The following is an 18304-nucleotide window of genomic DNA, read 5'->3' on the forward strand; positions in this document are numbered from 1 at the left end:
TTCTCGATGAACCATTACCTCACGCCTGACCTGTGCGACGCCTATCCGGAACTGGTGCAGGTGCTGGAACCGATGTTCAGCAATTTCGGCGGTCGAGATTCCTTCGGCGGCGAAATCGTGACCATCAAGTGTTTCGAAGACAACTCGCGGGTCAAGGAGCAGGTCGAGCTCAAGGGTAATGGCAAGGTGCTGGTAGTCGATGGTGGCGGTTCGCTGCGTCATGCGTTGCTGGGTGACATGCTGGCCGAGAAAGCCGCGAAAAACGGTTGGGAAGGGCTGGTGATCTACGGTTGCATCCGCGACGTCGATATCATCGCGCAGACCGATCTGGGCGTTCAGGCCCTCGCCAGCCACCCGAGGAAATCCGACAGGCGCGGGCTCGGCGATCTCAACGTTGCGGTGACCTTTGCCGGCGTGACCTTCCATCCAGGTCACTACATCTATGCGGACAATAACGGCGTGATCATCTCGCCCAGCCCGCTGAAAATGCCTGAATAAAGCGCTACACCAACAAAGGGGTGAGGATGTTCGAGGAAGAAAACGCGCAGTGGGGGCTGGTGCATGCCCTGGTGCTGGACGGTAAAGGCGGTGCGCGTTCGATAGCCCGGACTGAACTCGATGACTTGCAGCTGCTGGCCCATGAAAGCCTGTGGCTGCACTGGGATCGAAGTCACCCGCAAACCCAGACCTGGCTGCGCAAATCCAGCGGTCTGAGTGAATTCAGCTGTGACCTGTTGCTTGAAGAAAACACCCGACCGCGTCTTGTACAGCTTTCGGACAGCGAACTGCTGCTATTTTTGCGTGGGGTCAATCTGAACCCGGGCGCCGAGCCGGAAGACATGGTCTCGGTGCGGATTTTTGCGTCGGCCCAGCGGGTTATTTCTCTGCGTTTGCGTCCGTTGCGTGCCACCGATGAGTTGCTGGTGCAGCTCGCCGAAGGTAAAGGACCAAAAACGGCGTCAGAACTCATCCTTTATATGGCGCAATACCTCACCAACAAGGTGCAGGATCTGGTCAGTTGCCTCTCGGAAGTGGTCGATGAGGAAGAAGAAAAGCTGGATGCCGACGAACGGTATACACCCGAGCACGGAGCCGTTTTGCAGATACGTCGCAGGGCTGCCGCACTGAAACGTTTTCTGGCGCCGCAGCGGGATATTTTTGGTCAGCTGACACGGATCAAACTGCCTTGGTTCGTCGAAGATGACGGTGATTACTGGAACGAATTGAACAACAGCTTGACCCGGTATCTCGAGGAGCTTGAATTGACCCGGGAGCGGGTGGGGTTGGTCCTCGAGGCCGAAGATAGACGTTTGAGCGTGCGCATGAACCGCACGATGTACCGCTTCGGGATCATCACCGGGATCTTTTTGCCGATGAGTTTTCTGACAGGTCTCTTGGGTATCAACGTCGGCGGGATTCCGTTCTCTGCAAGCCCTTATGGCTTCCTGGTTGCCTGCCTGATGATGGTCTCGGTAGCGTTGGGGCAGTGGTGGTTATTCCGACGTTTGCGCTGGGTCTGAGGGTGAGCCATGTGACCCGAGCAAATTTGATCGCGTCTTTCACAGACATCACGAGAGGTGCGTATGCACGATCCGTTTGAACAGTCTTTGCGTGACATGCTCAAGGCATCACCGTCCACCCGGGACGACGATGCGTGCCTTGGGCGTGTACTGAAAACCGCTAACCGCCAGGTCGGCGCCGGTGATCTGTTCAGCCTGCTGGGCCGCTGGCTGCCCGCGCTGATGATTGCCCTCAACAACGGCTCGGCCCACGTCTCGCCGGTATCCCGCCACCGTAAACCTACCGTTCGCACTGCTGATAAGGCTGATTGAATATGGAACTTGATCTCTGGACTCAGAGCCTCGTCACTGCAATGACTGCGTTATGGACCAAGGTTGCAAATTTCATCCCGAACCTGTTCGGAGCACTGGTTGTTCTGCTGCTGGGTTTCGTCGTGGCGAAACTTTTGGATACTTTGTTGTCCAAGTTGCTCGCCAAGCTGGGACTCGATCGCCTGATGGGCGGCACCGGTCTGACTAAATTGCTGTCCCGGGCCGGCCTTCAAGTGCCGATCTCGACCTTGATCGGCAAGATTGTCTATTGGTTCGTTCTGCTGATTTTTCTGGTTTCTGCCGCAGAATCCCTTGGACTTGAGCGAGTTTCGGCTACGCTTGACATGCTTGCGCTGTATTTGCCGAAAGTATTCGGCGCCGCCCTGGTGCTGCTGGTGGGTGTATTGCTCGCGCAACTGGCCAATGGGCTGGTGCGTGGTGCGGCAGAGGGCGTAGGGCTGGATTACGCTGCGGGCCTGGGGCGAATTGCCCAGGGTCTGGTGATTATCATCAGTATTTCGGTCGCAATCAGCCAGTTGGAGGTCAAGACTGACCTGCTCAACCATGTGATTGTGATTGTTTTGATTACCGTTGGTCTGGCGGTTGCGCTGGCCATGGGGTTGGGAAGCCGGGAAATTGCCGGTCAGATTCTTGCGGGAATCTATGTGCGTGAGTTGTATCAGGTTGGGCAACAAGTGCGTGTTGGCGAGGTCGAAGGTCAGATCGAAGAGATCGGCACGGTTAAAACCACATTGCTGACCGATGAGGGTGAGCTAGTCTCTCTCTCCAATCGGATACTCCTGGAGCAGCATGTGAGTAGCCGCTAACCCGGCAAACCCTGCTAATGTATGCCGCCGCAAAGTGCCCTGAAAGGGCAGCAGCGGACATTGACCTGACTGTCGGCCCGACTTGTTTTGAATAAAGCTCAATCGCTGTCCACGCGCTACGACCCCCGCGAGCTCTCTGATGAGGAGTTGGTCGCGCGCTCGCATACCGAGCTGTTTCACGTAACGCGCGCCTATGAAGAACTGATGCGGCGTTACCAGCGAACATTATTTAACGTCTGTGCGCGATATCTTGGGAACGATCGTGATGCAGACGATGTCTGTCAGGAAGTGATGTTGAAGGTGCTGTATGGCCTGAAGAACTTCGAGGGTAAATCGAAGTTCAAGACATGGCTATATAGCATCACGTACAACGAATGCATCACGCAGTATCGGAAAGAACGGCGAAAGCGTCGCTTGATGGATGCTTTGAGTCTGGACCCCCTCGAGGAAGCGTCTGAAGAAAAGGCGCCGAAACCCGAGGAAACGGGTGGACTTGATCGCTGGTTGGTGTATGTGAACCCGATTGACCGTGAAATTCTGGTGCTACGATTTGTCGCAGAGCTGGAGTTTCAGGAGATCGCAGACATCATGCACATGGGTTTGAGTGCAACAAAAATGCGGTACAAACGCGCTCTAGATAAATTGCGTGAGAAATTTGCAGGCATTGCTGAAACTTAGTTCGGCGCAAATATCTCTTACGTGTAGGCAAGTTCTGATAGACTTGCCGCCGAGTTGTCCCCCGGTTTGCGGGACTGCTTCACAATCACCAGATGGGGATTTAACGGATGAAACTGAAAAACACCTTGGGCTTGGCCATTGGTTCTTTGATTGCCGCCACTTCGTTCGGCGCTCTGGCACAAGGCCAAGGCGCAGTTGAAATCGAAGGCTTCGCAAAGAAAGAACAATTCGACAGCGCTCGTAACTTCAAGAACAACGGCAACCTGTTCGGTGGTTCGGTTGGTTACTTCCTGACCGACGACGTTGAACTGCGTCTGGGCTACGACGAAGTGCACAACGTGCGTTCCGACGACGGTCGTAACATCAAGGGCGCTGATACCGCTCTGGACGCTCTGTACCACTTCAACAACCCAGGCGACATGGTCCGTCCATACGTTTCTGCCGGTTTCTCGGACCAAAGCATTGGCCAGAACGGCGGTGGCGGTCGTAACCGTTCCACCTTCGCCAACGTTGGCGGCGGTGCCAAGCTGTACTTCACCGAGAACTTCTACGCCCGTGCCGGCGTTGAAGCTCAGTACAACATCGACCAGGGCGACACCGAGTGGGCTCCAAGCGTCGGTATCGGTGTGAACTTCGGTGGCGGCTCCAAGCCTGCTGCTGCTCCAGTTCCAGCACCAGCTGAAGTCTGCTCCGACAGCGACAACGATGGCGTGTGCGACAACGTTGACAAGTGCCCGGATACCCCAGCCAACGTAACTGTTGACGCTGATGGCTGCCCGGCAGTTGCTGAAGTTGTTCGTGTTGAGCTGGACGTGAAGTTTGACTTCGACAAGTCGGTAGTCAAGCCTAACAGCTACGGCGACATCAAAAACCTCGCTGACTTCATGAAGCAGTACCCATCCACCAGCACTACTGTTGAAGGTCACACTGACTCCGTCGGTCCTGACGCTTACAACCAGAAACTGTCCGAGCGTCGTGCAAACGCCGTTAAGCAAGTTCTGACCAACCAGTACGGTGTTGAATCGTCCCGCGTTCAGTCTGTTGGCTACGGCGAATCCCGCCCAGTTGCTGACAACAAAACTGACGCTGGTCGCGCTGTAAACCGTCGCGTAGAAGCGCAGGTTGAAGCTCAAGGTAAGTAATTACCTCGCAGCTCTGAAAAGCCCGGCTTAGGCCGGGCTTTTCTTTGTCTGCGATTTGGGTTTTCAACGTTTGTTTGGCGGCGCCCCGAAAAGATCGCAGCCTCGTTTCACTCGTCAGCTCCTACATTGTAATGCATCCCCCTGTAGGAGCTGTCGAGTGAAACGAGGCTGCGATCTTTTGATCTCATCACATCCCGCCACAGCACCGATCACCAGGATCGCCGGGCTTTTGAGCTCGAAGCTGTAGGCATCGTCTTCCATCGCTGTCAGATCGCTCCGACATTCCCGTTGGTGTGGCAGGGAAGCATTTTCAATCATCGCCACCGGTGTATCCGCCGCCATTCCGCCGGCCAGCAGCTGCTCACGAATCTCGCTCAGTTTTGCGACACCCATATACACCACCAGCGTCGTGCCACCTTGCGCCAGGGCCTGCCAGTTCAAGCTGCTGCCATCCTGAGTGTGGGCGGTGACCAGCGTCACGCCACGCGCGACGCCCCGCAGGGTCAACGGAATATCGCATTGCGTTGCGCCGGCAAGCCCGGCGGTGATGCCGTTGACCAGTTCAACCTCGACGCCGCGTTCGCGCAGCCACTGCGCCTCTTCACCGCCACGGCCGAAAATGCACGGATCACCGCCCTTGAGCCGCACCACGCATTTACCGTGGCGGGTATAACGCAGCATCAGGCCATGAATGAACGCCTGAGGCGTGGAGCGGCAGCCGCCGCGCTTGCCCACGGGAATGATCCGCGCCTGCGGGCAATGCTCCAGCACCGCGTCGTTGACCAGGTCATCGATCAGCACCACATCCGCTTCTCTCAACGCTCGCACAGCCTTGAGGGTCAACAATTCCGGATCCCCAGGACCCGCACCCACCAGCCAGACTTTTGCGCTCATAGTGTTTTTCCTCACGAGATGACGGCGATCGGCTGCGCAGTGGCGGCCAGCAAACGCTTGATTTCCGGGACGCAGGAACCGCATTGCGTGCCGCAGCCCAATTCTTGTTTCAAACCCTGCAGATCCAGGCCGCGGCTAATGCCAGCGCAGACCGCGCTCTGGCTGACGTTTTTGCAGTTGCACAGGGTTTTGTTACCGACGGCCGGCGTATTGGCGTTGCCCGGTGGTGCGCTCAGCGGTGCCAGCAGCCAGCGCCGCAGTTGTTCGTCGGCGCGACCTTCGAGCCACAGGCTTTGCAGCCAGTGTTGGGCGAGGGTTTCGCCGGCCAGACGAATCGCGGTGATCCGACCGTTCTCGATCCGCACGCGTTTGCCGATGGAGCGTCGTGGGTCGTCATAAGCCAAAACCGGGCCGTCGTTGAGCCCCAGGCATTGATCGATATCACGCAACAGTTGCGGATCTGGCGCACCGGCGCTGGCAGCGCGTATCAGCAGCGCGGGGCGTTCGCGGCCGGCCAAGCTGAGGCTGACGTAGGAAAACGCCTCACAGAGCGGTCGTAGCGTCTCAAAATGCTGTTGAATATCGCCCTCGATCAGGGCGAAAAGGTTCCACGGCAGTTGCACAGGTTCGAGGCGCACGCCGCTGTGCTTGAGTTCGGGTTGTTTCGACAACGGGTCGAAAGCCGGTTGGGTGAGTGCATTTACGCCACCCTTGAGGAAGCGGTCACCCCAATGCATGGGGAGAAAGGCCTGGCCCGGGCGCACGCTGTCGTCGCTGCCAACGGCGACAATCACCGCGCCACGGCGACTTTTCAGGCTGACCAGGTCGCCCGATTGCAGCCGATGCCGACGCAGTTCATCCGGGTGCAGACTCAACACGGCTTCGTTGACGTGGCCGAATAGCTGCGCGGCGGTGCCGGTGCGGCTCATGCCGTGCCATTGATCCCGCAGACGGCCGGTGATCAGGGTCAGCGGGAAGCGCGCATCGCGTTGTTCCTTGGCGGCGCGATACGGGTCGGCCACAAATTGTGCGCGTCCACTGGCCGTCGGGAAAATCCCGTCCAGGTACAGCCGAGCCGTGCCTTCGCTGGCACCCGTGGGGAAGGGCCATTGCTGAGGGCCGAGGCGGTCGATCAGCTCGTGACTGATGCCGGACAAGTCCAGATCACGCCCGCGGGTCAGTTGTTTGTACTCATCGAAGACGTGCGCCGGCGTTTCAAAGGTAAACAGGCTGGTTTGCCCCGGACGCAGATGTTTTTCCAGGCGTTGTGCGAAATCGACGGTGATCGCCCAGTCGGAGCGGGCTTCGCCCGGTGCGACGACGGCTCGACGAACGTGGGAAATGCGCCGCTCGGAGTTCGTCACCGTGCCGTCCTTTTCGCCCCAACTGGCGGCGGGCAGCAACAGGTCAGCGAACGCTGCGGTTTCGGTGGTGCGGAAGGCTTCCTGCAACACCACGAACGGGCAGGCTTGCAGTGCCGCGCGCACGGCGGTTTGATCCGGCATTGACTGCGCGGGGTTGGTGCAAGCGATCCACAGCGCCTTGATTTTCCCGCTACGCACCTGCTCGAACAGTTCAATGGCGGTTAGCCCGGTGTTCTCGGGGAGTTGTTCAACGCCCCAATAGGCTGCCACTTCCGCGCGATGTTCAGCATTGGCGGCTTCGCGATGGCCAGGCAGCAGGTTCGACAAACTGCCGGTTTCCCGACCTCCCATGGCATTCGGCTGACCGGTCAGCGAGAAAGGTCCTGCGCCGGGGCGGCCGATTTGCCCGGTGGCCAGGTGCAGGTTGATCAGTGCGCTGTTCTTTGCGCTACCGGCGGTGGACTGGTTCAGCCCCATGCACCACAGCGACAGAAAACTCTTCGAGGTGCCGACCCATTTGGCACATTGCTGCAGTTGCTCGACGCTGATCCCACAGAGCTGCGAAACCATCTGCGGCGTGTAATCGCGCACCAGGTTTTTCAGTTCGGCCAAGCCTTCGGTGTGGGCCTTGATGAAGTCGCGGTCGACCCAGTCTTCCCACAACAGCAGGTGCAAAATCCCATGGAACAACGCGACATCGGTGCCCGGCAGAATCGCCAGGTGCAGGTCAGCCAAATCGCAGGTGTCGGTACGACGCGGGTCGATGACGATGACTTTCATCTGCGGTCGACGGGATTTCGCTTCCTCGAGCCGACGGAAAAGTATCGGGTGGGCGTAGGCCATGTTACTGCCGACAATCATCACGCAATCGCTCAGCTCCAGGTCTTCGTAGCTGCACGGCGGTGCGTCGGCACCCAGGCTGCGCTTGTAGCCGACCACGGCCGAAGACATGCACAGGCGCGAATTGCTGTCGATGTTGTTGGTGCCCACCAGCGCTCGTGCCAGTTTGTTGAACGCGTAGTAATCCTCGGTCAGCAATTGCCCGGAGATGTAGAACGCCACGCTGTCCGGGCCGTGCTCGGCGATGGTCTCGGCAAAAACGCTGGCGGCGTGATCGAGGGCGGTGTCCCAGTCGGTGCGGCTACGGGCCAGGCCTTTGCCCAAGCGCAGCTCGGGATATAACGCCCGGGCCGCGAGGTCGCCGGTCAGGTGCAATGTGGAGCCTTTGCTGCACAGTTTGCCGAAGTTGGCCGGGTGGGCCGGATCGCCGCTGACGTCGAGAATGCGCTCGCCGTCATGCTCGATCAGCACGCCGCAGCCGACCCCGCAGTAGCAGCAGGTGGAAGCGGTGATCTGGCGGTTCATCAGCTTGCTTCCCGCAGAGCCAGCAGCACCCGGCCATTCTCGACCCGTGCTGAATGGTGGTGAGCGCAACCGATGTCCGGGGCCTGTGCTTCGCCGGTTTCCAGGTCGATCTGCCAATTATGCAGCGGGCAGGCGACCCGTTTGCCGTAGATCAAACCCTGGGACAGCGGACCGCCCTTGTGCGGGCAGCGGTCGTCGAGTGCGAAAACCTCATCGTCGCTTGTACGAAAAATCGCGATGTCACCTTTCGGTCCCGCGATGATCCGCGAGCCGAGGGCATTGATTTCTTCCAGTGCGCAGATATCCAGCCAGTTCATGCTGGCACCTCCAGATTCTTCACCGCGATGACGTCGAATTCTTTTTTCAGCAGCGGCTGCTCCAGGCGCTCCTTCCACGGATCCTGTTCGAACGATAGGGAGAATTGCAGGCGATCGTTGAGTGCCTTGCGTCGCTCCGGGTCTTCCAGCACGGCGTTCTTGATGTGCTCCATGCCGACCCGTTGCAGGTAATGCACGGTGCGTTCGAGGTAGAAGGCTTCTTCGCGATAAAGCTGCAGGAAGGCGCCGTTGTATTCGCGCACTTCTTCGGCGGTTTTGAGCTTGACGAAGAATTCCGCGACTTCGGTTTTGATCCCGCCGTTGCCGCCGATGTACATCTCCCAGCCGGAATCCACGCCGATAATTCCGACGTCCTTGATGCCCGCTTCCGAACAGTTGCGTGGGCAACCGGAGACGGCCAGTTTCACTTTGTGCGGCGACCACATGTTGAACAGGTCGTGCTCAAGCTCGATGCCCAGTTGCGTGGAGTTCTGGGTACCGAAGCGGCAGAACTCACTGCCGACGCACGTCTTCACGGTGCGGATGGATTTGCCGTAGGCATGGCCGGATGGCATGTCGAGATCCTTCCAGACGCCCGGCAGGTCCTGCTTCTTGATCCCCAGCAAATCGATACGCTGGCCGCCGGTCACCTTGACCATTGGCACGTTGTATTTGTCGGCTACGTCGGCAATGCGCCGCAATTCCGAGGGATTGGTCACACCGCCCCACATCCGTGGGACTACAGAGTAAGTGCCGTCTTTCTGAATGTTGGCGTGGGCCCGTTCGTTGATCAGGCGCGATTGCGGGTCGTCCTTGGCTTCGCCGGGCCAAGTGGAAATCAGGTAATAGTTGAGCGCCGGGCGGCACGTGGCGCAGCCGTTCGGGGTGCGCCAGTTCAGGTAGCTCAGGGTGCCAGCGATGGTCAGCAAATGCTGCTCGCGGATGGCCTGGCGGATTTGCCCGTGGTTCAGGTCGCTGCAACCGCAGATGGCTTTTTCGCTTTTCGGTTTAACGTCCGCCGCGCCGCCCACGGTGTTGATCAAAATCTGTTCCACCAGCCCAGCGCAGGAACCGCAGGAGCTGGCAGCCTTGGTGTGTTTCTTGACGTCGTCGACGCTGAACAATCCGTGCTCCTGAATCGCCTTGACGATGGTGCCTTTGCACACGCCGTTGCAGCCGCAAACTTCGGCGGTGTCGGCCATGCTCATGGCTTTGTCCTGGCCTTGATGTCCTACGTCGCCCAAGGCGTTTTCTCCGAACATCAGGTGATCGCGGATCTCGTCGATGGCGTGGTTCTCACGGATCTGCCGGAAATACCAGCCACCGTCTGCCGTATCGCCGTACAGACAGGCCCCGACCAGCACGTCATCCTTGATCACCAGTTTTTTGTAGACCCCGCCGATCGGGTCGGAGAGGGTGATGGTTTCGGTGCCTTCGCCGCCCATGAAGTCGCCGGCGGAGAACAGGTCGATGCCGGTGACTTTCAATTTGGTCGACGTCACCGAGCCCTTGTAGGTGGCGAAGCCCAGTTGGGCGAGGTGGTTGGCACAGACCTTGGCCTGTTCGAACAGCGGCGCCACCAGGCCGTAAGCGATGCCGCGGTGGCTGGCGCATTCGCCGATGGCGTAGATGCGTGGGTCGTAGGTTTGCAGGGTGTCGTTGACCAGAATCCCGCGGTTGCAAGGGATGCCGGATTTTTCCGCGAGTTCGGTGTTGGGGCGAATGCCGGCGGCCATTACCACCAGGTCGGCGGGGATGATGTCGCCATTCTTGAACTCAACCGAGCCGACCCGGCCATTGCCGGCATCGTGCAGGGCCTGGGTTTGCTCGCAAAGACGAAAGTGCAGGCCACGGGTTTCCAGGGCGGTTTGTAGCAATTGGCCGCTGGTTTTGTCCAGTTGCCGTTCCAGCAGCCACTCACCGATGTGCACCACCGTGACGTGCATGCCGCGCAGCATCAGGCCGTTGGCGGCTTCCAGGCCGAGCAGGCCGCCACCGATCACAACGGCGTGCTTGTGGGTTTTCGCGGTGTCGATCATTGCCTGGGTATCGGCGATGTCGCGGTAGCCGATCACGCCGTGCAAGGTGTTGCCGGGGATTGGCAGGATGAACGGGGTCGAGCCGGTGGCGATCAGCAGGCGATCGTATTCGGCCTCGCTGCCGTCTTCGGCGATGACCCGGCGTTTGACCCGATCGATCTCCACCACTTTGCGGTTGAGCAGCAGCTTGATGTTGTTTTCCAGGTACCAGTCCAGATCGTTGAGCACAATCTCTTCGAAGGTCTGTTCGCCGGCCAGCACGGGCGACAGCAGGATGCGGTTGTAGTTGGTATGGGGTTCGGCGCCGAAGACCGTGATGTCGTACAGCTCATTGCTCAGCTTGAGCAACTCTTCCAGGGTGCGAACCCCGGCCATGCCGTTGCCGATCATCACCAGTTTTAGTTTTTTCATCAGGTTCTCCGGGGAGCTCAGACCCGCCTCATCAGGGCTTTCAGGTCTTGCTCGACAAATTTTGCGCAAACAAAAAAAGGCGTCCCGCTAGTTGCCTAGCGAGGACGCCTTTGTCCTGGTCCCGTTCTCTCGGGAAGCGCATCCTTCGTCGTTGAAGGCTGGGCTTTATAGTTGATGAGAGAGGTAATGCAGTGGTTGTGCCAAGTTCTTCAGAGTCCCGGATTTGTTGGGTTTGGTCGCGGTCTCGGTATTTGGTTGGGATGTTTGTGCACCGAAACAATGCATGTTGCCCGCAATTGGCGCGGCCCGAGCCGAACGCAGGCTTCGCCAGCTACAAGGGTTCGATGTCAGCCATGAAATACCAGAATCAACAGCACTAGATTCACCAGCAATGACGCCAGCGCCAAGGTCCGCCAGACCTTCAATGGCTCGCGCTCAAGCAACGGTCTGGGTCGCACGCTCAAACTGTGTCGCTCACCCTGTTCCAGCAGCAACAACCATTCTTCCGCCGTTTCAAATCGCTGATCCGGATCCACCGCCACGGCACGCTCCAGACTGTGCGCGATCCATTCCGGCAGGTCGGGTCGATAGCGACTGGCGCTGACAGGAACTCCAAACCGGGGGCGCTGGAAGGCTTCGATTTCGCCGTAGGGATAATGCCCGGTGAGCAGGAAATACAAGGTCACGCCGACGGCATACAGGTCCTGTTGCGGTGTCGGTGTTTCCCCGCGAAAGGCTTCCGGCGCGATGTAGCTGGGCGTTCCGGGCAGGGCAGAAGGCTGATCTTCGGACAGGCCGGGGCAGTAGGCGAGACCGAAGTCGAGCAGGCGTAATTCGCCGTCGTCCCCCAGCAGCAGGTTCTCCGGTTTGATATCGCGATGGAGAATCTGCCGTCGATGCAGCATGCCAACGGCGCGCAGCAGGCGTTCGGCCAGATCCTGCCATTGGGCCAGAGGTAGCGGTCCGACATCTGCGTGCAACGCTGCCAACGTAGATCCGGAATATTCCCGCATCGCGTAGTACAGATGCTGACGCTGACTGGCGGCATGGACTTCAGGGAAATGCCGCCCGGCCACGCGCTTGAGAAACCATTCTTCCGACAGCAACGCCTGCCCGGCCAAGTGATCGTCGCGCAGCGCACCGGGCAAGGTTTTCAGCAGCCAGGGTTGTTGTTGCCCGTCGTGTACCCGATAGAGCAAAGACTGCTGGCTCTGAGCGAGTATCCCTTCGACTTGCCAACCCTCGAACGTCTGACCCGGTTTCAGTGCTGGCGGCAGCGGCCATTGCTGCAAATGAATCAACGCATCGCCGATACTCGTTTCACCGAGGGCATCGACCCGCACCAGCAAGGCGCTGGCGTTATCCTGGCTGCCGGCCAGATGCGCCGCGTTGACCAAGGTCTGCGCAGCGCTGTTCAGGTCCGGCTGATCGCGCAGAATCGCGGCAATGGCCATGTCGCCCAGCACGGCCCAGATGCCGTCGCTGAGCAGCACGAAGCTCTCATTGAGGCGCAGTTCGCCATCGAGAAAATCCAGCACCAAATGCTGATCGAGCCCCAGCGCCCGCTTGAGCACATGCTGCATGCCCGGTTGGTCCCAGACGTGATCCTCGCTGACCCGCTGCAAGGTGTCGGCGTGCCAGCGATAAACCCGGCAATCGCCGACATGGGCCAGGGTAAAACGCCTACCGCGTATGACCAAGGCACTGACAGTGGTCAGCAGCGGTTGCCCACCGCCGTTGGCCTGTAGCCAGCGATTTTGCGCCAGTAGCAGGCGATCCAGCGCTTGAGCGACGCCCCAGGTTTCCGGTGTGGCGTAGTAATCCAGCGCCAGGGCCTGCAACGTCGAGCGGGCGGCGAGGCCACCGTCGGCGCACTGGCTGACGCCATCGGCGATGGCGAACAAATAACCCTTGCTCGCCGCCAGCGCCGGGGCCGGGGTCACCAGGCGCAGGGCGTCCTGATTCTCCTCGCGAGGGCCGATGGCGCTGGCTTCGGCAAAACTCAGTTGCAGGCTCATTGAGGCTTCAGACCCGTGCAGCTGTCACGGCGGCCGAACCCCACGTGGTTCTCCAGCGACGTTTCACACCGTGCAGGCCGAACCAGGCGAGTACGCCGAGGCTGGCGAACAACCACAAGGCCAGTTGATAACTGCCGGTGCTTTGCTTGATTGCGCCCATGCCCGCTGCCAGTGCAAACCCACCGATGCCGCCGGCCATGCCGATCAAACCGGTCATCACACCGATCTCCCGACGAAAACGCTGCGGCACCAATTGGAAAACAGCGCCGTTACCTGCACCCAAACCGAGCATGGTGCAGACGAAAAGTGCCAGTGCAGCGTAGGAACTCGGCAGATTGAAACCCACCGCTGCGATGCAGACCGCCGCCACCGTGTACATCCCCAAGAGGGTGCGAATGCCACCGAAACGGTCGGCCAGAGCGCCGCCCAACGGACGCATCAAACTGCCGCCGAACACGCAGGCTGCGGTGTAATAGCCGGCGGTCACCGGGCTGAGGCCATACTGGTCGTTGAAATAGCCGGGCAGAGCGCTGGCCAGACCAATAAAGCCGCCGAAGGTCACGCTGTAGAAAAACATGAACCACCAGCTGTCGCGGTCACCCAAGGCCTTGAAGTAGTCGGACATGGACTTGGCTTTTGGCCGCTCAGGCGCGTTTTTGGCCAGCCAGGCGAAGATGATGATGGTCAGAATCAGCGGAATCAGGGCGAAGCCGAACACGTTGCTCCAGCCAAATGCAGCAGCCAGCACCGGGGCGATCAGTGCAGCGAGCACGGTGCCCGAGTTACCGGCACCGGCGATGCCCATGGCTTTGCCTTGGTGTTGTGGCGGATACCATTGCGACGCCAGCGGCAGGGCGACGGCGAAGGACGCGCCGGCCATGCCGAGGAACAGGCCCAGCACCAGCGCTTGCTCGTAGCTGTGGATGCCGAGTTTCCAGGCGCCGAACAGTGCGCAGATGACGATCACCTGGCCAATCAGCCCGGCGGTTTTGGGCGACAGGCGATCAGCCAGCAAGCCCATTACAAAGCGCAATACGGCCCCGGCCAGAATCGGCGTGGCCACCACCAGCCCGCGCTGTTGAGTGGTCAGGTGCAGGTCGGCGGCGATTTGCACGGCCAGTGGGCCGAGCAGGTACCAGACCATGAAACTCAGGTCGAAATAGAGGAAGGCCGCGAACAATGTCGGGGTATGGCCAGATTTCCAGAAGCTTGAATTCATCGCGCACCTCAGCTGTTAATAGTCTCGAGAAGGAGTCATGAGCTTGCAGGTGGGGCGCCGCATCGGCCGCACCACCGGCCCCGGTCTCTGGGGCCAAAACAAAAAAACGCCGCCACCGGATTCGCCATGGGCAAATGAGGTGAGCGACGTCTTTGTCGTAGGTGGGGCAACCGCCGTTGGTTACCTGTAGCGATTACCTAGCGAGATCTGTGCCAGGTTCACGCAGATCGTTCCCACGCTCTGCGTGGGAATGCATCCCGTGACGCTCTGCGTCACAGCTCGAAGCGGACGCAGAGCGTCCATGGCGGCATTCCCACGCGGAGCGTGGGAACGATCGGTTACCCGAGCAACTCGCTCATGGCGATGATCTGCTCCGCCACCTGAATCAGCTTCTGCTGCCGGCTCATCGCCTGGCGGCGCATCAAGGTGTAGGCCTCTTCCTCGTTGCAGTCCTTCATTTTCATCAACAGCCCTTTGGCCAGCTCGATACGCTTGCGCTCGGCCAGTTGCTGGTCGCGGGCGTTGAGTTGGGCGCGCAGGGCCTGGTCGCTTTCAAAACGTGCCATGGCGACGTCGAGAATCGGCTGCAAGCGCTGTGCGTGGATGCCTTCGACGATGTAGGCGCTGACCCCGGACTTGATCGCCTGACGCATCACATCGGGGTCATGTTCATCGGTAAACATCACAATCGGCCGCGGTTGGTCGCGGCTTACGAGCACCACTTGCTCCATCACATCGCGGCTCGGTGACTCGGTATCGATCAAAATGACATCCGGACGCACCGTTTCGACGCGCGCAGGCAGGTCGATGGTCAGGCCCGACTCGTCGATCACCTCGAACCCGGCTTCGGTCAGGGCCGCCTTCAGGCGACCGACTTTCTTCGCGGTGTCGTTGATCAGCAGGATACGCAACATATTCGCAGTCTCCTGTCAGCGGCTGGCGAGAAGGGGCGAGCTGTCGCTCATGGCGTGCAGCTTGAAACTGCGGGCGTATCCGGCGGGGTCCAAGCCGTCCCAGACCTTGCCGTCGATCAACTGGCTGCTGCGCATTTCCTGACCCGGGGCGGCTACACCCACCGCCGTGGCGGCCTCTCGATACAAGTCTAGTTGCTGGACCTGACGGGCCACGCCGAGGTAGTCCGGGTCGTCGCGCAACAAGCCCCAGCGGCGGAACTGGGTCATGAACCACATGCCGTCGGACAAATAAGGCAGGTTGACCTCGCCGTCCGCATGGAAACGCAGGGTATGCGGATCCTGCCAACGATTACCGAGGCCATCGGCGTAGTCACCGAGCAACCTCGGCGCAATGCAGTCGAGTGGCGCGTCGAGGTATTCGGGCGCACTCAACAGCTTCGCGGTGCTGCAGCGATTTTCCGTGCTTTGTTCGATGAAGCGGCTGGCTTCGAGGATCGCCATCACCAGCGCCCGGGCGGTGTTGGGGTATTGCTCGACAAAAGCGCGGGTGCACCCGAGGACTTTTTCCGGATGATCGGGCCAGATGGTCTGGGTGGTGGCCAGGGTGAACCCCAGGTTTTGCTGCACTGCGCTGGCGGACCATGGCTCGCCGACGCAGAAACCATCGATGCGTCCGGCTTGCAGGTGCGCGACCATTTGCGGCGGCGGCACCACCACGCTGTTGACGTCCTGCAGCGGATGGATGCCCTGACTCGCGAGCCAGTAATACAGCCACATTGCGTGAGTGCCTGTAGGAAATGTCTGGGCGAAAGTGAGTTTTGGGCGACTTTGGTGCACGTGCCGGTCGAGTGCTTCAGGACTGGTCACGCCCAGGGCCTGTAAGCCATGGGAGAGATTGATGCTCTGGCCATTCTGATTCAGGCCCATGAGCACTGCCATGTCGGTCGACGCGACACCGCCGATACCCAAATGCACGGCGTAGATCAAACCGTACAGGCTGTGGGCGGCGTCGAGTTCGCCACTGACCAGTTTGTCCCGCAGGTTAGCCCAGGACGGCTGGCGCTTGAGGTTCAGGGTCAGGCCATAAGGTTGGGCAAAGCCCTGCGTGGCGGCGACCACCACGGAGGCGCAGTCACTCAGGGCCATGAAGCCGAGGTTGATTTCGGTCTTTTCCGGAGCATCGCTGCCGTTGACCCAGGCCAGAGGGTTGGCTGGAACTTCAATCATCAGTAAACACCTTCCATAAAAAAGCGCCGTACCGGGCTGCTTGCCAGAGCAAGGCCAAGTGACGACGCCTTTGTCTTTCGACTCATCCCGCCGTTGGCATGAGTGCTGATGTCAGTGACGGTGCAAGGCATATGCCATCGCTCACTGATTTTGTCGCGCGCCTCGCCTGCAACCTCGATGCCCGGCTATAATCGCCGCCACTTTTCGTAGCCCAGAGTCAAACCCGCCCATGTACACCCTGGCCCGTCAGCTGTTGTTCAAACTTTCCCCGGAAACCTCCCACGATCTGTCCCTGGACCTGATCGGCGCGGGCGGGCGTTTGGGCCTCAACGGCTTGCTGTGCAAGGCACCGGTGAAAATGCCGGTGACCGTCATGGGCCTGGACTTCCCGAACCCGGTAGGTCTGGCGGCCGGTCTGGACAAGAACGGCGCGGCCATCGACGGTTTTGCCCAACTGGGTTTTGGTTTTGTCGAAATCGGCACCATCACCCCGCGTCCGCAGCCGGGCAACCCGAAGCCACGAATTTTCCGTCTGCCGGATGCCGAGGCGATCATCAACCGCATGGGGTTCAACAACCTCGGCGTCGATCACCTGCTGGCCCGAGTGGCGGCGGCCAAATACAAGGGCGTGCTGGGTATCAATATCGGAAAAAACTTCGATACCCCGGTTGAGCGGGCGGTCGACGACTACCTGATCTGTCTGGACAAGGTCTACGCCCACGCCAGCTACGTGACGGTCAACGTCAGCTCGCCGAATACCCCTGGCCTGCGCAGCCTGCAGTTCGGCGATTCGCTGAAGCAATTGTTGGCTGACCTGGCTACGCGCCGGGCAGAACTGGCGCTGCGCCACGGTAAACATGTCCCACTGGCGATCAAGATTGCGCCGGACATGACCGACGAAGAAACCGCTCAGGTCGCGCAAGCGCTGATCGAAACCGGGATGGATGCGGTGATCGCTACCAACACCACCCTGAGCCGCGTCGGCGTTGAAGGCATGGAGCACGGCGACGAGGCGGGCGGTCTGTCCGGCGCACCGGTTCGCGACAAGAGCACCCACACCGTGAAGGTGCTGGCGGCAGAGTTGGCCGGTCGCTTGCCGATCATCGCCGTGGGCGGCATCACCGAAGGCAAGCACGCGGCTGAGAAAATCGCTGCGGGGGCGAGCCTGGTGCAGCTCTATTCCGGCTTCATCTATAAAGGCCCGGCGCTGATTCGTGAATCTGTAGACGCCATCGCAGCCCTGCGCTAAATCCTGTAGGAGCATGGCTTGCCAGCGAAGGCGTCCTCAAAATCGCCTTCGCCGGCAAGCCGTGCTCCTACAGCGGCGTGTTTGACCAAAGAACAGGCATAAAAAAGGGCTCCTCGAAGGAGCCCCTGGGCCGGAGCCCGCCGCCCGGATGGGACGTGCGTGGTTAAGTCATTCAGTCATCAGATTGTCGTGTCGGAGTGTGTTAAGCCCTGTAATTAGCCGACGGCGTGAAGTTCGTTGAGTCTATGGATTCCCGCAGTGCCGGTCATACCGTCCCAGTTGTCGCCGCGTCCTTCTCGCCAGCCGTTAATCCAGGCTTGGCGTACCGACGGTAGAGTAAATGGGCAAAGCTCACGGGATTTGCCACCAACGCCATATTGATATCCGCGCAAAAATGCTCTTTCCAACGGATCACGCTTAAGTCTTCTCATAGGGTGTTGCCCTCACTTGTTGACTGTATTTATCGCGTCGACCTCAATTGAGGTCTGGCAGAAAAACTCTGCCGTTGGGGCTCGCTGCCGGCGTCGCGAGCCAAGGTGTTGACGTCATTGCGGCGTCAACCTGTATTGAGTTCTAACCAATGCGTCACATCGAGGGAATGATCGTTTTGTCATAAGGACGTAACCATTAAGGTGGTATGGCAATAAGTAACACGATGTTGTCCCGTGTTTATTGGCAAAACCCCGGTATGATCGGCCCCTCGCTACAGGATGGGGTTAATCCCTTAGTGAGAATGTCTCCTGTTAAGCAGGGAGACTATTCGACGAAGGGTCGACTTATGACATTTTGTTGCATCAACTTTTTTATC

The 18304-nt window shown here is 59.5% G+C and carries 16 protein-coding genes; 7 read left to right on the top strand and 9 right to left on the bottom strand.

Annotated features, from left to right (window positions below; genetic code table 11):
• Positions 1–6 precede the first annotated feature (6 nt).
• The 6 genes from rraA (at position 7) to ACYZT5_RS34310 (ending at position 4479) form a co-directional block, all read left to right on the top strand.
• The gene (gene rraA / locus ACYZT5_RS34285) at positions 7–498 is read left to right on the top strand and encodes a ribonuclease E activity regulator RraA (protein WP_429392798.1); all 492 of its coding nucleotides are present in this window, start codon (positions 7–9) and stop codon (positions 496–498) included.
• 26 nt (positions 499–524) lie between these two features.
• Entirely contained in the window at positions 525–1520 is a 996-nt protein-coding gene (locus ACYZT5_RS34290; protein WP_462049215.1) for a zinc transporter ZntB, read from the top strand.
• A 63-nt stretch (positions 1521–1583) separates the two neighbouring features.
• Positions 1584–1832, top strand: a complete 249-nt coding sequence (locus ACYZT5_RS34295) for a hypothetical protein (RefSeq protein WP_045060997.1) — start codon at positions 1584–1586, stop codon at positions 1830–1832.
• 2 nt (positions 1833–1834) lie between these two features.
• Positions 1835–2659 (top strand): mechanosensitive ion channel family protein, encoded by an 825-nt coding sequence (locus tag ACYZT5_RS34300; RefSeq protein WP_008027407.1) that lies wholly within the window; start codon positions 1835–1837, stop codon positions 2657–2659.
• An 87-nt stretch (positions 2660–2746) separates the two neighbouring features.
• The gene (gene sigX / locus ACYZT5_RS34305; RefSeq protein WP_282378716.1) at positions 2747–3337 is read left to right on the top strand and encodes an RNA polymerase sigma factor SigX; all 591 of its coding nucleotides are present in this window, start codon (positions 2747–2749) and stop codon (positions 3335–3337) included.
• 107 nt (positions 3338–3444) lie between these two features.
• Positions 3445–4479 (top strand): OmpA family protein, encoded by a 1035-nt coding sequence (locus ACYZT5_RS34310; RefSeq protein ID WP_462049216.1) that lies wholly within the window; start codon positions 3445–3447, stop codon positions 4477–4479.
• Between the two features lie 114 nt (positions 4480–4593).
• On the opposite strand, the gene cobA is transcribed toward ACYZT5_RS34310, so the two are convergent.
• From cobA to ACYZT5_RS34350, 8 genes are all read right to left on the bottom strand, one after another.
• Positions 4594–5373 (bottom strand): uroporphyrinogen-III C-methyltransferase, encoded by a 780-nt coding sequence (gene cobA, locus ACYZT5_RS34315; protein ID WP_462049217.1) that lies wholly within the window; start codon positions 5371–5373, stop codon positions 4594–4596.
• Between the two features lie 11 nt (positions 5374–5384).
• Positions 5385–8102, bottom strand: coding sequence for a nitrate reductase (locus ACYZT5_RS34320; RefSeq protein ID WP_462049218.1), 2718 nt, complete (start codon positions 8100–8102; stop codon positions 5385–5387).
• The gene (gene nirD / locus ACYZT5_RS34325; RefSeq protein ID WP_008146292.1) at positions 8102–8419 is read right to left on the bottom strand and encodes a nitrite reductase small subunit NirD; all 318 of its coding nucleotides are present in this window, start codon (positions 8417–8419) and stop codon (positions 8102–8104) included. The genes ACYZT5_RS34320 and nirD overlap by 1 nt, the downstream gene beginning before the upstream one ends.
• Positions 8416–10869: a nitrite reductase large subunit NirB gene (gene nirB / locus ACYZT5_RS34330; RefSeq protein ID WP_462049219.1), complete on the bottom strand. Its 2454-nt coding sequence runs from the start codon at positions 10867–10869 to the stop codon at positions 8416–8418. The genes nirD and nirB overlap by 4 nt, the downstream gene beginning before the upstream one ends.
• A 347-nt stretch (positions 10870–11216) precedes the next feature.
• Complete coding sequence (locus ACYZT5_RS34335) at positions 11217–12887, bottom strand: protein kinase domain-containing protein (RefSeq protein WP_462049220.1); 1671 nt, start codon at positions 12885–12887, stop codon at positions 11217–11219.
• A gap of 7 nt (positions 12888–12894) precedes the next feature.
• Complete coding sequence (locus tag ACYZT5_RS34340; RefSeq protein ID WP_462045033.1) at positions 12895–14106, bottom strand: nitrate/nitrite transporter; 1212 nt, start codon at positions 14104–14106, stop codon at positions 12895–12897.
• Between the two features lie 338 nt (positions 14107–14444).
• A complete protein-coding gene (locus tag ACYZT5_RS34345; RefSeq protein WP_008146285.1) occupies positions 14445–15020 on the bottom strand; it encodes an ANTAR domain-containing response regulator in 576 nt (191 codons plus the stop codon).
• 15 nt (positions 15021–15035) lie between these two features.
• The gene (locus tag ACYZT5_RS34350) at positions 15036–16247 is read right to left on the bottom strand and encodes a CmpA/NrtA family ABC transporter substrate-binding protein (protein WP_462049221.1); all 1212 of its coding nucleotides are present in this window, start codon (positions 16245–16247) and stop codon (positions 15036–15038) included.
• A 229-nt stretch (positions 16248–16476) separates the two neighbouring features.
• Between ACYZT5_RS34350 and ACYZT5_RS34355 the strand changes: the two genes are divergently transcribed.
• On the top strand, positions 16477–17496 hold the full coding sequence (locus tag ACYZT5_RS34355; protein WP_462049222.1) for a quinone-dependent dihydroorotate dehydrogenase: 1020 nt from the start codon (positions 16477–16479) through the stop codon (positions 17494–17496).
• 215 nt (positions 17497–17711) lie between these two features.
• On the opposite strand, the gene rmf is transcribed toward ACYZT5_RS34355, so the two are convergent.
• The gene (gene rmf / locus ACYZT5_RS34360; RefSeq protein ID WP_003223300.1) at positions 17712–17927 is read right to left on the bottom strand and encodes a ribosome modulation factor; all 216 of its coding nucleotides are present in this window, start codon (positions 17925–17927) and stop codon (positions 17712–17714) included.
• Positions 17928–18304: the final 377 nt, after the last annotated feature.

It is taken from the genome of Pseudomonas sp. LB3P14, from assembly GCF_054898045.1.

Bases quoted from the DNA above. Each gene is read 5' to 3' on its own strand.
- rmf (WP_003223300.1), bottom strand. From the start codon at position 17,927: ATGAGAAGACTTAAGCGTGATCCGTTGGAAAGAGCATTTTTGCGCGGA.
- ACYZT5_RS34340 (WP_462045033.1), bottom strand. From the start codon at position 14,106: ATGAATTCAAGCTTCTGGAAATCTGGCCATACCCCGACATTGTTCGCG.
- ACYZT5_RS34320 (WP_462049218.1), bottom strand. From the start codon at position 8,102: ATGAACCGCCAGATCACCGCTTCCACCTGCTGCTACTGCGGGGTCGGC.
- ACYZT5_RS34335 (WP_462049220.1), bottom strand. From the start codon at position 12,887: ATGAGCCTGCAACTGAGTTTTGCCGAAGCCAGCGCCATCGGCCCTCGC.
- ACYZT5_RS34345 (WP_008146285.1), bottom strand. From the start codon at position 15,020: ATGTTGCGTATCCTGCTGATCAACGACACCGCGAAGAAAGTCGGTCGC.
- cobA (WP_462049217.1), bottom strand. From the start codon at position 5,373: ATGAGCGCAAAAGTCTGGCTGGTGGGTGCGGGTCCTGGGGATCCGGAA.
- nirB (WP_462049219.1), bottom strand. From the start codon at position 10,869: ATGAAAAAACTAAAACTGGTGATGATCGGCAACGGCATGGCCGGGGTT.
- ACYZT5_RS34295 (WP_045060997.1), top strand. From the start codon at position 1,584: ATGCACGATCCGTTTGAACAGTCTTTGCGTGACATGCTCAAGGCATCA.
- ACYZT5_RS34300 (WP_008027407.1), top strand. From the start codon at position 1,835: ATGGAACTTGATCTCTGGACTCAGAGCCTCGTCACTGCAATGACTGCG.
- ACYZT5_RS34350 (WP_462049221.1), bottom strand. From the start codon at position 16,247: ATGATTGAAGTTCCAGCCAACCCTCTGGCCTGGGTCAACGGCAGCGAT.
- nirD (WP_008146292.1), bottom strand. From the start codon at position 8,419: ATGAACTGGCTGGATATCTGCGCACTGGAAGAAATCAATGCCCTCGGC.
- ACYZT5_RS34310 (WP_462049216.1), top strand. From the start codon at position 3,445: ATGAAACTGAAAAACACCTTGGGCTTGGCCATTGGTTCTTTGATTGCC.
- ACYZT5_RS34355 (WP_462049222.1), top strand. From the start codon at position 16,477: ATGTACACCCTGGCCCGTCAGCTGTTGTTCAAACTTTCCCCGGAAACC.
- rraA (WP_429392798.1), top strand. From the start codon at position 7: ATGAACCATTACCTCACGCCTGACCTGTGCGACGCCTATCCGGAACTG.
- ACYZT5_RS34290 (WP_462049215.1), top strand. From the start codon at position 525: ATGTTCGAGGAAGAAAACGCGCAGTGGGGGCTGGTGCATGCCCTGGTG.